The following is a 12,905-nucleotide window of genomic DNA, read 5'->3' on the forward strand; positions in this document are numbered from 1 at the left end:
ACGCAGGAGACTTCGACATGACTTCCATCCTCAGCCGCCGCAACGTGCTGGCCACCCTGGCCGGCGCCGCCTTCGTGTTCGGCGCCGTCCAGGCCCAGGCCCAGTCGCTGGCCGACATCCAGAAGAAGGGTGAAGTGACCATCGGCATGCTGGTCGACTTCCCGCCCTACGGAACCACCAACGCGCAGAACCAGCCCGACGGCTACGACGCCGACGTCGCCAAGCTGATCGCCAAGGACTGGGGCGTCAAGGCGAACATCGTGCCGGTGACCGGCCCGAATCGCATTCCCTTCCTGCTGACCAACAAGGTCGACCTGCTGGTGGCCTCGCTGGCGGTCACGCCGGAGCGCGCCAAGCAGGTGACCTTCTCGCAGCCCTACGCGGCCGCCACCATCGTGCTGTACGCCAAGAAGGACGTGCCGATCAAGGCCGCGGGCGACCTCAAGGGCCACCGCGTGGGCGTGGCGCGCGCCAGTACGCAGGACGTGGTGGTGACCGCGTCGGCGCCCGAAGGCACCGAGATCCGCCGCTTCGACGACGACGCTTCGGCCATGCAGGCCCTGATGTCGGGCCAGGTCGACGCCATCGGTTGCTCCGTCACGGTGGCCGCGCAGATCGCCAAGCGCGTGCCGGCCGGCACGTTCGAGAACAAGTTCACCCTGAAGCAGCAGAACATGGGCATCGCCATGCGGCCGGGCCAGGACGACCTGCTCAAGAACGTGAATGCGTTCATCGAGAAGAACAGCGCCAACGGCGAGCTGAACAAGCTCTACCAGAAGTGGCTGGGCACCGATCTCCCGAAGTTCTGACACGGCACGACGCAAGCACGAAGGGACGCGCATGAGCACGCACGCGATGGGCGACACCATCATCCGCATGGACGGTGTCAACAAGTGGTACGGCAGCTTCCAGGTGCTGACCGACATCGACCTGTCGGTGCGCGCCGGAGAGCGCATCGTGATCTGCGGCCCTTCGGGCTCGGGCAAGTCCACCCTGATCCGCTGCATCAACCGGCTGGAGCAGGTGCAGAAGGGCAAGATCGTGGTCGACGGCATCGAGCTGACGGCCGGTGGCAAGAACGTGGACTCCGTGCGCGCCGAGGTTGGCATGGTGTTCCAGCAGTTCAACCTGTTCCCGCACCTGACCATCCTGCAGAACTGCACGCTGGCGCCGATGCGCTCGCGCGGCATGAGCCGCGAGCAGGCCGAGGAGGTCGCCATGAAGTACCTCACGCGCGTGCGCATTCCCGAGCAGGCCGGCAAGTACCCGAGCCAGCTCTCGGGCGGGCAGCAGCAGCGTGTCGCCATCGCGCGCGCGCTGTGCATGAGCCCGAAGATCATGCTGTTCGACGAGCCCACTTCCGCGCTCGACCCCGAGATGGTCAAGGAAGTGCTCGACACCATGATCGGCCTGGCCGAGGACGGCATGACCATGCTGTGCGTGACGCACGAGATGGGCTTTGCCCGCAGCGTGGCCGACCGCGTGATCTTCATGGCCGAGGGCCGCATCGTCGAGCAGGCGCCCCCGCAGGAGTTCTTCAGCCAGCCCACGGACGAGCGCACGCGCCAGTTCCTGGGACAGATCCTGAGTTCGCACCAGGCCCACTGATCTTCATCCGCCGGGCCGACGACGCGCCCGGCTTTTCGCAGGAGCTGCCAATGACGCCTGTCTACATCGCCCTCAATGCCTTCGGCAACGCGGAAGTCGGCCGGCACGGCCAACCCTGGTTCGCGCGGCTGGCCGCCGAAGCCGGGGCCGACGGCGTCGAGGTCCGCGGCGACCTGCTGCCGGCCGCGCCGCAGGACGACCTGCACAAGGAGCTGGCGCTGATGGCGCCGTTCACCGGCGTCTATTCCGAGCCCCTGGGCCTGTGGACGGCCGACGGCGATCTCGACGGCGGAGCGCTGCAGCGCGGCCTTGTGCGCGCGGCCGCGCTCGGCGCGCCGGTGCTGAAGATGTCGCTGGGCGGCTTCCGCATCGAGCGGCGCGATTCCCTCAACGACCTGGCCCTGCTGCTGCGCGACGCCAAGGTCGAGCTGCTGATCGAGAACGACCAGACCGAGACCGGCGGCACGCTGGCTGCGCTGCAGGACTTCTTCGGTGCTGCCGACGCGGTCGGCCTGCGCCTGGGCATGACCTTCGACATGGGCAATTGGCACCATCAGGGCGAGTCGCCGCTGGAGGCCGCCAGGGCACTGGCCTCGCGCGTGCGCTACGTGCACTGCAAGGGCGTGCAGCGGCTGCCCGCCAAGTGGGTCGCGGTGCCGATGGTCGAATCGCTGGCGCCATGGCGCGCGGTGCTGCGCGCCTTGCCGGGCGACGTGCCGCACGGCATCGAATACCCGCTCGTGGGCGACGACCTGCTGGCCACGACCCGCGCCGAAGTCCAGCGCATCAAGACCCTGCGCGCCACCACTTCTTCCTGACCTTGCACCCATGAGCCCAGACGCCTGCGCCTTCGATGTCGCCCTGTTCGGCGAAGCCATGCTGCTGCTGGTCGCCGACCGCCCGGGCCCGATCGAGAACGCCGAGTCGTTCCACAAACGCACCGCCGGCGCCGAGACCAACGTGGCCATCGGCCTGTCGCGCCTGGGCCTGAAGGTCGGCTGGGCGAGCCGGCTGGGCACCGATTCGATGGGGCGCTCGCTGCTCGCGAGCATGCGGGCCGAAGGCATCGACTGCGCGCACGTCGTGTGCGATGCGCAGCAGCGCACCGGCTTCCAGTTCAAGGGCCGCGTCACCGACGGCAGCGACCCGCCTGTGGAATACCACCGCAAGGGCTCGGCCGCCAGCCTGATGGGCCCGCAGGACGTGGACGAGGCCTGGCTGCGCTCGGCGCGGCACCTGCATGCGACCGGCGTGTTTCCGGCGCTGTCGGCCACCACGCTGGCGGCGGCGCGCAAGACGCTCGAGGTGATGCGCGCGGCCGGCCGCACCATCTCCTTCGACCCCAACCTGCGCCCGACCCTGTGGGCCAGTCCCGAGCTGATGCGCGAGACGCTCAACGACCTGGCACGCCAGGCCGACTGGGTGCTGCCGGGCATCGAGGAAGGGCGCTTTCTCACCGGCCTCGACACGCCCGAGGCCATCGCCCGCTTCTACCGCGAGCGCGGCGCCAGGCTGGTGGCGATCAAGCTCGGGGCCGACGGCGCCTACTTCGACAGCGACACCGCCGGCACCGGCCGCGTGCCGGCCTTCCCGGTCCGCGAGGTGATCGACACCGTGGGCGCCGGCGACGGCTTCGCCGCCGGCCTGATCAGCGCGCTGCTGGAGGGCCGCCCGGTGCCCGAGGCAGTGCGGCGCGGCGCCTGGATCGGCGCGCGCGCGGTGCAGGTGCTGGGCGACACCGAAGGCCTGCCGAGCCGCGCCGAACTCCAGGCAGCGGGGCTGTGACCCACGGGCCGTCCGCAACCAGAATCCGACACTCGGCCGGCAACGGCATCCGCACATGACTCGCAAGAACATCCTCGTCTTCCGCGAACTGCCTCCCGACCAGCTGGCGCGGCTTCAGGCCGAGCACACCGTGGTGCAGGCCGACCCGAAGAAGGACCGCGCCGCGTTCGACGCCGCGCTGGCGCAGGCGCAGGGGCTGATCGGCTCGAGCTTTCCGATCGACGCCGCGGTGCTCGACCGCGCGCCCAAGCTGGAGGTGGTCTCGAGCGTGTCGGTGGGCGTGGACAACTATGCGCTGGACGAGTTGCACCGCCGCGGCATTGTCCTGTGCCACACGCCGGGCGTGCTCGACGAGACGGTGGCCGACACCGTCTTCGCGCTGCTGATGGCAACCAGCCGCCGCGTGGTGGAGCTGTCGAACCTCGTGCGCGAGGGACGTTGGCAGAAGAACATCGGCGAAGACCTGTTCGGCTTCGACGTGCACGGCAAGACGCTGGGGCTGCTGGGCTTCGGCCGCATCGGACAGGCGATCGCGCGGCGTGCCGCATTGGGCTTCGGCATGCCGGTGCTCTACCACACGCGCCGCCCCGTGGACCTGGCGGTGCAGGCGCCGGCGCTGCAGGGCCATGCGCACCACAGGCCGCTGGACCAGTTGCTGGCGCAGTCGGACTTCGTGGTTGCCATGCTGCCGTTGTCGGACAGCACGCGCGGCATGGTCGACGCCGGCCTGTTCGCGCAGATGAAGCCCGGTGCCGTGTTCATCAACGGCGGGCGCGGCGCCACCGTGGACGAACCGGCGCTGCTGGCAGCGCTGGACAGCGGCCACCTGCGCGCTGCCGGACTGGACGTGTTCGCGCGCGAGCCGCTGCCGGCCGAATCTCCCCTGCGCACCCATGCCCGCGTGACGCCGCTGCCGCACATCGGCTCGGCCACGCACGAGACGCGCCACGCGATGGCCAGGCTGGCGGTGGACAACCTGCTGGCGGTGCTGGCCGGGCGCCAGCCGGCCGCGCCCTACGACCTGGGTGCCGCATGAGCAAACCTGCGAGCCCTGCCAGCAGCCGATGAGCACGCGCCAATCGGTCGGACGCGCGCCGGGGCGCGCCACCATTGCCGACGTGGCCACGGCCGCCGGCGTCTCCAAGGCCACGGTCTCGCGCTTTCTCAACCATCGCGACCGGCTGCTCAGCCCCGACATCGCCGCGCGGGTCGAGGCCGCGGTGCTGGCGCTGCAATACGCCCCCAGCCCGATGGCGCAAGCCCTCAGCCGTGGACGCTCCCGCCTGATCGGCTTGGTGGTGGCGGACGTCAGCAACCCGTTCTCGGTCGCGGTGCTGCGCGGTGCCGAGAAGGCGTGCCAGCAGGCGGGCTACCTGGTGATGCTGTTCAACCTGGGCAACGACGGCAGCCGCGAGCGCGAAGCCATCGAGGCGCTGGCCCGCTACCAGGTCGACGGCTTCATCCTCAACACGCTCGGGCGCGGCGCCTCGGCGGTGGACGCCGACACCCTGCACGGCAAGCCGGCCGTATTGGTCGACCGGCGCCACCCCGCGATGAAAGCCGACTTCGTCTCGCTGGACAACGTGTCGGCCATGCAGCAGGTGTGCGACCACCTGGCGCACAGCGGCCACCGCGAGCTGCTCTACATCAGCGAGCCCAGTCGGGGCGTGAGCTCGCGGCGCGAGCGCATCACCGCCTTCGGCGAATGCGTCAAGACGCTGGGCCCGCGCGTGGCCGGCGAGGTGTTCGAGAGCCGCGAGGACAACGAGCCCCAGGCGCTGGCCGAACTCGACGCCGCACTGCAGGCGCTCAAGCGCCGTGCAGGGCGCGGCCGCCGCGCCGCGGTGGTCGCCGGCAACTCGGTGGTCACGCTGCGCGTGGCCGCGGCGGTGACGCGGCTGGGCTGGCAGTTCGCGCGCGAACTCGGCTTCGTGGGCTTCGACGACACCGAGTGGTCGGCCTTGATCGGGCCGGGCCTGTCGACCATCGCGCAGCCGACCGACGCCATCGGGCACGCGGCGGCGACCTGCCTGATCGAGCGGCTCCAGGGGTTCGAAGGCCCGCCGCGGCAACTGCTGCTGCCGGGCGAGCTGATCTGCCGGGGATCGTCGAGCGCATAGGCGCCGGCCTGCGTGCCGCCATGGCGTCGCGCGAGAATGCGGCCATCATCGAAACATTCAACAGGAGACGCAGCGCCATGAGCAGCAACGGCAAACCTTCGATCGGCATGGTCGGCATCGGCCTGATGGGCCACGGCATCGCCAGCAACATCGCCAGGCATGGCTATCCGCTGACCGTGCTGGAGCATCCGGGCAACCAGCCGCTCGACGCGCTGAAGGCCGCGGGCGCCAGGAGCGTGGCGAGCCTGGCCGACCTCGCGGCCGGTGCCGACGTGATCATCCTGTGCGTGACCGGCTCGCCACAGGTCGAGGCCATCGTGCTGGGCGAGGGCGGCCTGCTGCAGGGCATGAAGCCGGGCACCATCGTCATCGACTGCTCCACCGCCATTCCTACATCCACGCAGCGCGTGGCCGAGGCGGTGCACGCGGCAGGCGGCCGCTTCCTGGACACGCCGATGACCCGCACGCCGAAGGAGGCCGCCGAGGGACGGCTGAACCTGCTCGTGGGCGGCGACGCCGCGCTGCTCGAGGAATGCCGGCCGTTGCTGTCGTGCTTTGCCGAGAACATCACCCGCACCGGCGGGATCGGCACCGGCCACGGCATGAAGCTGCTGCACAACTACGTGTCGCTCGGCACGGTCGCGCTGATCGCCGAAGCTGCCGCCTGCGCGCAGCGCGCCGGGGTCGATGCGGACGTGTTCGTCGACGTGCTGGCCAAGGGCGGCGGCGGCGGCGTCGCGCTGGAGCGTCTCAAGTCGTTCATCACGCAGCAGGACCCCGCTGGGCTTCGCTTCGCGATGTCCAACGCGCAGAAGGACCTGGGCTACTACGCCGAGATGGCCGGTGGCGCGCAGGCAGCGCGCGCCATTGCCGACGCGGTGCTGGCTACCTATGCCGGCGCGGTCGAACGCGGCGGCCCGCAGCGCTTCGTGCCGGAACTGGTGGCGGTGCTGGCGCAGGACGGCACGGTGCCGCCCGCTCAGAGTCCGAAGGGGTAGGTCTGCGCCCTGCGCCACTGGCGTTGGCAGGAGCCGGCCAACGCGGGTGCATCGGGCGGCAGCATTCCACTTGATTGCGGGCGGGACGAAGGGCTGTGCGCGTCCATGTCTACATCACCATCCCGTGCCCTTGTCTGCGCGCGGCGTTGCGCGACATGTATTGCTGGCGGACCTGCTCGATGCGCTGGTTGGTTTGCTCGATGTCCTGGATCGACGCTTCTGCCGGCGGTGCGGGAATATGGCTGTCCACAACGACGCGGGAATTCCGCATCGACGTCGAGGTGAAGGTGAGAACGGCGTGGTCCTCGCTCGCGTGGATCCTGCCCAGCGTGCGGGCCGTCATGCCCTCCTTGTGGCACGCCGCCGCGAACTGAAGCAGCCGCTCTTCAGTAGCCTGGGGAACGCGGGCGTGGAGCTCCTGGTACAGCGCATGCTGGGGGTGGTGCGGGTGGCGGGGATGCCTTGCTTCGCCCAAGCCGCCGCCGTCCAGCGGTCTCGTGCTCATGGCATTTGCCATGTCCGCTGTCCGCGTCGACCAGCCTCCCGCCGAAACCTGGTGGCCGGGTATTTCAATCTGCCGCCCCCGCTGCCAGGCGCGATAGGTGGCGTCCAATTCATTGCGCAGATTGCCTCGGGCTTGGCTGTCATTGAGCCAGCCATCGCTCACCCAGTTGCCCTCGACGCTGCGCTCGTATAGGTTGCCGTCCGAGCCCACGAGGCGCCCGGGGCGGTGCAGCGCGTGGGTCACGGCGTCGGGCAGCGGCGCGTACTGAGACCACCCATTGCGCGCATGCGCGGCCCGGTACTGCTCGGCCATGGCCGCCGGTGTCTGGGCCGCGTTGCGCTCGATGATGGCTTGGGCGGCGGCATCCAATTGCGCTGCGCGCCCTGGGCGGGCGGTTTCCAAGTGGCTCGCCTTCAGCCCATGTTCGAGCAACTGCTCGACCACCTCTCGCTTCCAGTCACCCGTGTCGGGCCGGCGGATCCAATCGCGCGCCACCACGCTGCGCGTGTCCTGCGCCTGGGCGGGCAGGGTGTACGGGTCGCGCGAAGCGGGCGGAGCACCCAGCGCCAGCTCGATCGCGGTGCGCGAAGCCTGGTGCGTCAGCCGATCGGCCAGGGCCGGGTCGGCGCGCAGCACGCTGTCGTTCGGCAGCCGGCGTGCCCAGCCATGCTGCGCATCGAACGTCCAGGTGTTGCCCAGGGCATCGTGCTGCTGGTTGATGCGGCGCTCGTCGAGCCAGGTGGCGATCCTGTCGCCGGCCACCGCGCCGACCACGCCGCCAAGCGCGCCGGTGACCAGCAGGCCGGGGCCGCTCTCCACGCCGAGCATGGCCCCGGCCGTGGCGCCGGCAGCGGCGCCGCCCCAGCCGCCGAGGCTGCGGGAGCCGAAGCGTTCGATCTGCGCCTGCGCCGCCGTGGCATTGCCTTGTTCGCGTAGTCGCCCGGCGGTGCGGACGGTGTCGACGGCGTCATAGGCATCGAGCGCCAGGCCGGCAACGCCCAGCGTGCCGCCGGCGCGGATGCGGGTGGGGCGAATGCGGGTGACGTGGTCGATCTCGGTGACCCTGGGGAATTCGCCTTCGAGGCGCTGCACCACGGCGCCGTCGCTGCGCTCGGTCAGCAGATGTTCGCGGGTCGGCGGCGCGACCCTCTGGTTGCGCGGCAGCTGGCGGTGCCAGTCCTGCTGCTCGCGCCAGCCGTCGCGCAGGCGGCGGGTGATGGAGGGATCGGCCAGGCGCATCTCGCGCGCCTGCTCCAGCGCAGCGCTGGGCAAGTGCGCGTCCAGGCGGCTGTCGTACAGCACGTCGCCTTCGCGGTTGAAGAGGCGGATTGGCGCATGGGTTTGCGCATGCACCGTGTCCAGGCTGGCGGGCAGCTTGCCGTAGAGGGCATCGCGGGCGAACTCGGGGACGTGGCGGCCGTAGCCTCGTTGATCAAGCTGCTTGGAGAACCGTTGATCGACGCCGAGTTCGCTTTCCAGCCAATGAGCCGCGACGGCGCGCACTTCGACTGCGTAGCCCCTGGCCTGCAGATCCTGGATCAGCTTCGCCGCCGACTTGCCGTTGCCCAGCGTGGTGTCGAAGATGAGGTTCTTCTTGTCGGCGACGGTCGCCGCCAGCAACTCCTCGGCCCATTTCCTGGCGTCGGGCTGGGTGTGCAAGGACCAAGTGTAGGGATGAGTTTGGCGGAGTTCGTCGACGTGGGGGTGACGCCCGCGTAGCTTGTCAGGATCGATGGAGACGACATCGTCCATGAGTTCACGCTGTGCTGCGTTCGCAAGTCCACCTTTGCCCGCGCCGGGCTGTCCTGCCAGGATGACGGCTTGGGGGCGCTCGTGTCGATTCGCGTCAGTGAATTGCCGATCTGCAAGGACGACGTCTCTGAGAATCGCGTGGTGCTGTGCGGCAGGAAGACGATGGACTTTTGCACTCATGCGGATGCCCCTTTGCTTCCTTCGAAGAACTCCCAGAGGCCATTCGAGTCACACTGCATGCATGCATGATGCATAAGTATTTCTCGTCTCTTCGCTTTCTCAATTGCCTGCGAGTCACCGCTGGCTTCGGCGCGTTTGACTTCTTGACGAGCCTCGCTAACAAAGCTCTCCAACGCCCCTTCCAGTGCCCAAAGCGCTTGCTCGAAGACGGGCGTTCCCTTAAGCGGTTTGGCCGCAACTTCGTTCAGGCTCCTTTGGATTTCTTCGATATGTTCCGGGTAGTCCTTGAGCATCTCTCGCAGCGCTGGTGGCACGGGCGGGAGGTGTGACGGCACGGCAAGACTTGTGCGTGCGGGTTGCCGCTTGCGAGAGTCCGCGGCGTGATCTGCAGAGCGCGTCGGGGATGCGTCGTGGAACCGAACGACTCTCTGCGCCTCTTCGCCATGCGGGCCGCCGCCCGGCCGCCCCAAATTCACTGACGTCCGCTGTACGGGCGCCGTGCCACTGACAAATCCCTCCTGCTTCGGGCGGGTCGGCTCGGAGAGGTCGAACAGGTCATCGAGGCGCAAGCCCCAAAGCAAGGCGACGACCGTGCCAACCCACACCAGCAGCGGCACGCCAAACCCGATGTAGCCGGCCAGCCTGATCTTGTCGGCGAAGGGCTGGAAGGCTGCAAGGTCGATGCTCTGTGCGTAGTGCCAATAGGTCAGGGCGTCCAGCCGCCCGGGCACGTTGAGCAGCCACATGACCAGCCATCCGGCGCCATAGACGCCAGCGATCAATGCCGGCGGCAACAGGCCTGCGGCGAGCGCGGCCCTCCCTGCGATGTTCATTCTTGTGGCCCCCTGGATTGCAAAGCGATGCAACGCATGCGCGCCAGGCTTCGAGGCCGGGCTTGCGCTCGCGCCGGGCGTTATAACCCAGGCGCTTGCGCGGCAGAAATTCCAGGATTCGCCAACAATCGTTGCTGCTTCTCGGAAGCGTCTGCAAGCCAGGCTTTTGCGCTCAAGCAGAAGCCCCCCGGTTTCCTTCAAAGAACTCCCAGAGGTCATCCCAGTCGCGCTCGCCGCGGGCATCAAACATCAGGTGCCTCTTTTGCCTTGCGTTCTCAATTGCCTGCGGGTCACCACTGGCTTCGGCGAGTCTGAGTTCCTCCTGGGCCTCGTCGATAAAGCTGCCCAACGCCCCTTCCAGCGCCCAAAGCGCTTGCTCGAAGACGGGCGTTCCCTTAAGCGGTTTGGCCGCCACGTCGTTCAGGCTCCTTTGGATTTCTTCGATATGTTCCGGGTAGTCCTTTAGCATCTCTCGCAGCGCTGGCGGCACCGGCGGGAGGTGAGTCGGCGCGGCAAGACTTGTGCGTGCGGGTTGCCGCTTGCGAGAGTCCGCGGCGTGATCTGCAGAGCGCGTCGGGGATGCGTCGTGGAACCGAACGACTCTCTGCGCCTCTTCGCCATGCGGGCCGCCACCCGGCCGCCGCAAATTCACTGGCGTCTGCTGTACGGGCGCCGTGCCACTGACAAATCCCTCCTGCTTCGGGCGGGTCGGCTCGGAGAGGTCGAACAGGTCATCGAGGCGCAATCCCCAAAGCAAGGCGACGACCGTGCCGACCCATACCAGCAGCGGCACGCCAAAGCCGATGTAGCCGGCCAGCCTGATCTTGTCGGCGAAGGGCTGGAAGGCTGCAAGGTCGATGCTCTGTGCGTAGTGCCAGTAGGTCAGGGCGTCCAGCCGCCCGGGCACGTTGAGCAGCCACATGACCAGCCATCCGGCGCCATAGACGCCAGCGATCAGTGCCGGCAGCAACAGGCCTGCGGCGAGCGCGGCCCTCCCTGCGATGTTCATTCTTGTGGCCCCCTGAATTGCAAAGCGATGCAACGCATGCGTGCCAGGCTTCGAGGCCGGGCTTGCGCTCGCGCCGGGCGTTATAACCCAGGCGCTTGCGCGGCAGAAATTCCAGGATTCGCCAACAATCGTTGCTTTTCAGAAGCGTCTGCAAGCCAGGCTTTGCTTCGTGGATGGTTGTCATCCACCGCCGGACTGTTCAGAGCACGGCGACTGGCGCCGCCACCGACGCCGCCACGCCGATCACATCGTCGGGCGCGCCGATGCCGGGTGTCTCGTCCAGCGTCACCCAGCCTTCGTCGATCCGCGACAGGCCCGGGCTGAGGGCGCTGCGCAACGGGTTGTCGTTGGCGTCGATCTCGAGCAGGCCGTCGCCGCCGGCGGCAGCCAGCAGGTGTGCCGACGCGAGCAGGCCGAGGCCGCCGCCGAGGTAGTGCGGGCAATAGCGCAGGCCCGCGGCAAGGGCGCGCTGCACTACCGGCCAGCAGGCCGAGATGCCACCCCACTTGGCGACATCCGGCTGCATGACGCTGAAGACGTTCGCCGCGATGGCGGCGTCGAAGGCGTCATCGCCCGCCAGGTTCTCGCCGCCGGCCAGCGGCATCGGGGCTTGGGCGCGAAGTTGCTGCCATTGGGACCAGGGACGGTCGGCGCGCAGTGGCTCTTCGAGCCAGCCGAGGCCGAATGGCGCGAGGCGGGGTGCCATGTCGAGGGCCTCCCGCAGTGTCCAGGCCTGGTTCGCGTCGACCATGAGCGGCGCCGCGTCGCCGAGTTCGCGCCGCAGCGCCTGCAGGTTGTCGATGTCGCGCGCGGCGCCGAAGCCGACTTTGAGCTTGAACGCGCGGTGGCCGGCCGCACGCATGCGCTGCGCCATCTCCGTCGCGCCCTGGGGGTTGATGCCGCTGGCGTACACCGGAATGCGCGCCTGCCGACCGCCGAGGTAGCGCCACAGCGGCTGGCCGGCACGCCGGGCGGCCAGGTCCCACAGCGCCAGGTCGATGCCGGCAATGGCCTGCGCCATCGGGCCGGGTTCGCCCGACTGGATTGCCAGCACGGCGGTCTGGCGCGTCAATGCATCCCAGGCCGCGGCAGGGCCGTCGAATGCCTGGCCTTCCAGCAGCGGCGCCATGCAGGTGCGCACCAGCCGTGCCCGATGCTCGGCGCCGCACGCCGGAAAGTTGCACCACACCTCGCCCCAGCCGCTGGCGCCGTCCTGGTCGCGCACCTGCACGAACAGGGCCGGGCGGTCGGTCATGGTGCCGAACGAGGTGCGCACCGGCACCCGCACCGGGTAGCGGAACACGTGCGCCTCGACGCTGGCGATGCGCAGCGGCGCGCGGGGCAGGGCGACGGGTGCGGCGGCGGTGTCGTTCATGGCAGGAGGTTCATCTCGACATGGATGGCGTCGCCGCGGTAGGTGACTTCGCCGAGGTAGACGACGCGGTCGGTGTCGTCGCGAAAGATGCGCCGCACTTCGGCCACGGGCGAATTGACCGGCACGTCGAGCAGCCGCGCGACCTCCATGTCGGCGGTGCCGATGGTCAGCACCTGGTGCGCCTTGGCGATGCGCAGGCTCTTGAGGCCCACCAGGATGGGGATGACCGGCTCGTCCCGGAAGCGCCGGGGCGAACGGCGGAACACCGGCTCGGCCAGGTGGATGTTGATCACGCAGTAGGGCTGGCCCTGGCGCGAATGCACGCGCCGCATGAAGACGTAGCGATCGGCCGCCTGGCCCTCGCCCGGGCGCAGCGCCGGCGCGGTGGTCGACTCGTCGATGTTGACGATCTGCGGTTCGGTGTCGGAATACATGCGCGCCAGCGAGGCAAGCGAGGTCTGTACGCTGAGCCAGCGGTCGCTCGGCTGGCCGGTGACGAAGGTGCCCCGGCCCTGCTGCGGCGACAGCAGCCCGTCGCGCGCGAGCATGTCGACGGCCTGGCGCACCGTGACGCGGGCGACGCCGAACTCGCTTCCGAGCTCGTCCAGCGAGGGCAGGCGATGGCCCTGCGGCCACTGGCCACGGGCGATTCGCTGGCGCATCAGCTCGGCCAGTTGCAGGTAGCGCGGGATGGGGCTGTCGCCGAATCGGGGGGAATCCGCACTTGCCATAGGCGATGT

At 69.2% G+C, this 12,905-nt stretch carries 12 protein-coding genes; 7 read left to right on the forward strand and 5 right to left on the reverse strand.

Annotation, left to right across the window (positions count from 1 at the left end):
• Positions 1-17 precede the first annotated feature (17 nt).
• From VES41_RS16935 to VES41_RS16965, 7 genes are all read left to right on the forward strand, one after another.
• Positions 18-809, forward strand: coding sequence for a transporter substrate-binding domain-containing protein (locus VES41_RS16935; RefSeq protein ID WP_324819371.1), 792 nt, complete (start codon positions 18-20; stop codon positions 807-809).
• Positions 810-840: 31 nt separating this feature from the next.
• The gene (locus VES41_RS16940; RefSeq protein ID WP_324819373.1) at positions 841-1,608 is read left to right on the forward strand and encodes an amino acid ABC transporter ATP-binding protein; all 768 of its coding nucleotides are present in this window, start codon (positions 841-843) and stop codon (positions 1,606-1,608) included.
• Positions 1,609-1,658: 50 nt separating this feature from the next.
• The gene (locus VES41_RS16945) at positions 1,659-2,426 is read left to right on the forward strand and encodes a sugar phosphate isomerase/epimerase family protein (RefSeq protein WP_324819375.1); all 768 of its coding nucleotides are present in this window, start codon (positions 1,659-1,661) and stop codon (positions 2,424-2,426) included.
• Positions 2,427-2,436: 10 nt separating this feature from the next.
• Entirely contained in the window at positions 2,437-3,393 is a 957-nt protein-coding gene (locus VES41_RS16950) for a sugar kinase (protein WP_324819377.1), read from the forward strand.
• A 55-nt stretch (positions 3,394-3,448) separates the two neighbouring features.
• Positions 3,449-4,429 carry a D-glycerate dehydrogenase gene (locus tag VES41_RS16955; RefSeq protein WP_324819379.1) on the forward strand — a complete coding sequence of 327 codons (981 nt, stop codon included), beginning with the start codon at positions 3,449-3,451 and terminating at the stop codon, positions 4,427-4,429.
• Positions 4,430-4,457: 28 nt separating this feature from the next.
• The gene (locus VES41_RS16960) at positions 4,458-5,513 is read left to right on the forward strand and encodes a LacI family DNA-binding transcriptional regulator (protein ID WP_324819381.1); all 1,056 of its coding nucleotides are present in this window, start codon (positions 4,458-4,460) and stop codon (positions 5,511-5,513) included.
• A 77-nt stretch (positions 5,514-5,590) separates the two neighbouring features.
• Positions 5,591-6,511: an NAD(P)-dependent oxidoreductase gene (locus VES41_RS16965; protein ID WP_324819383.1), complete on the forward strand. Its 921-nt coding sequence runs from the start codon at positions 5,591-5,593 to the stop codon at positions 6,509-6,511.
• Positions 6,512-6,620: 109 nt separating this feature from the next.
• On the opposite strand, the gene VES41_RS16970 is transcribed toward VES41_RS16965, so the two are convergent.
• The 5 genes from VES41_RS16970 to VES41_RS16990 all read right to left on the reverse strand — a co-directional run bounded on the left by VES41_RS16970 (position 6,621) and on the right by VES41_RS16990 (position 12,896).
• Positions 6,621-8,948, reverse strand: a complete 2,328-nt coding sequence (locus VES41_RS16970) for a zeta toxin family protein (protein WP_324819385.1) — start codon at positions 8,946-8,948, stop codon at positions 6,621-6,623.
• Complete coding sequence (locus VES41_RS16975; protein ID WP_324819387.1) at positions 8,945-9,781, reverse strand: hypothetical protein; 837 nt, start codon at positions 9,779-9,781, stop codon at positions 8,945-8,947. The genes VES41_RS16970 and VES41_RS16975 overlap by 4 nt, the downstream gene beginning before the upstream one ends.
• A gap of 172 nt (positions 9,782-9,953) precedes the next feature.
• Positions 9,954-10,790 carry a hypothetical protein gene (locus VES41_RS16980; RefSeq protein ID WP_324819388.1) on the reverse strand — a complete coding sequence of 279 codons (837 nt, stop codon included), beginning with the start codon at positions 10,788-10,790 and terminating at the stop codon, positions 9,954-9,956.
• Positions 10,791-10,989: 199 nt separating this feature from the next.
• Complete coding sequence (locus VES41_RS16985; protein WP_324819390.1) at positions 10,990-12,165, reverse strand: mandelate racemase/muconate lactonizing enzyme family protein; 1,176 nt, start codon at positions 12,163-12,165, stop codon at positions 10,990-10,992.
• On the reverse strand, positions 12,162-12,896 hold the full coding sequence (locus VES41_RS16990; RefSeq protein ID WP_324819392.1) for a GntR family transcriptional regulator: 735 nt from the start codon (positions 12,894-12,896) through the stop codon (positions 12,162-12,164). Before VES41_RS16990 ends, VES41_RS16985 begins: the two co-directional genes overlap by 4 nt.
• Positions 12,897-12,905: the final 9 nt, after the last annotated feature.

Origin of the sequence: Variovorax sp., from assembly GCF_035634955.1 — a bacterium.
Taxonomy (GTDB): Bacteria; Pseudomonadota; Gammaproteobacteria; order Burkholderiales; family Burkholderiaceae_C; genus Variovorax.

Bases quoted from the DNA above. Each gene is read 5' to 3' on its own strand.
- VES41_RS16940 (WP_324819373.1), top strand. From the start codon at position 841: ATGAGCACGCACGCGATGGGCGACACCATCATCCGCATGGACGGTGTC.
- VES41_RS16990 (WP_324819392.1), bottom strand. From the start codon at position 12,896: ATGGCAAGTGCGGATTCCCCCCGATTCGGCGACAGCCCCATCCCGCGC.
- VES41_RS16960 (WP_324819381.1), top strand. From the start codon at position 4,458: ATGAGCACGCGCCAATCGGTCGGACGCGCGCCGGGGCGCGCCACCATT.
- VES41_RS16965 (WP_324819383.1), top strand. From the start codon at position 5,591: ATGAGCAGCAACGGCAAACCTTCGATCGGCATGGTCGGCATCGGCCTG.
- VES41_RS16945 (WP_324819375.1), top strand. From the start codon at position 1,659: ATGACGCCTGTCTACATCGCCCTCAATGCCTTCGGCAACGCGGAAGTC.
- VES41_RS16985 (WP_324819390.1), bottom strand. From the start codon at position 12,165: ATGAACGACACCGCCGCCGCACCCGTCGCCCTGCCCCGCGCGCCGCTG.
- VES41_RS16935 (WP_324819371.1), top strand. From the start codon at position 18: ATGACTTCCATCCTCAGCCGCCGCAACGTGCTGGCCACCCTGGCCGGC.
- VES41_RS16975 (WP_324819387.1), bottom strand. From the start codon at position 9,781: ATGAACATCGCAGGGAGGGCCGCGCTCGCCGCAGGCCTGTTGCCGCCG.
- VES41_RS16950 (WP_324819377.1), top strand. From the start codon at position 2,437: ATGAGCCCAGACGCCTGCGCCTTCGATGTCGCCCTGTTCGGCGAAGCC.
- VES41_RS16980 (WP_324819388.1), bottom strand. From the start codon at position 10,790: ATGAACATCGCAGGGAGGGCCGCGCTCGCCGCAGGCCTGTTGCTGCCG.
- VES41_RS16970 (WP_324819385.1), bottom strand. From the start codon at position 8,948: ATGAGTGCAAAAGTCCATCGTCTTCCTGCCGCACAGCACCACGCGATT.
- VES41_RS16955 (WP_324819379.1), top strand. From the start codon at position 3,449: ATGACTCGCAAGAACATCCTCGTCTTCCGCGAACTGCCTCCCGACCAG.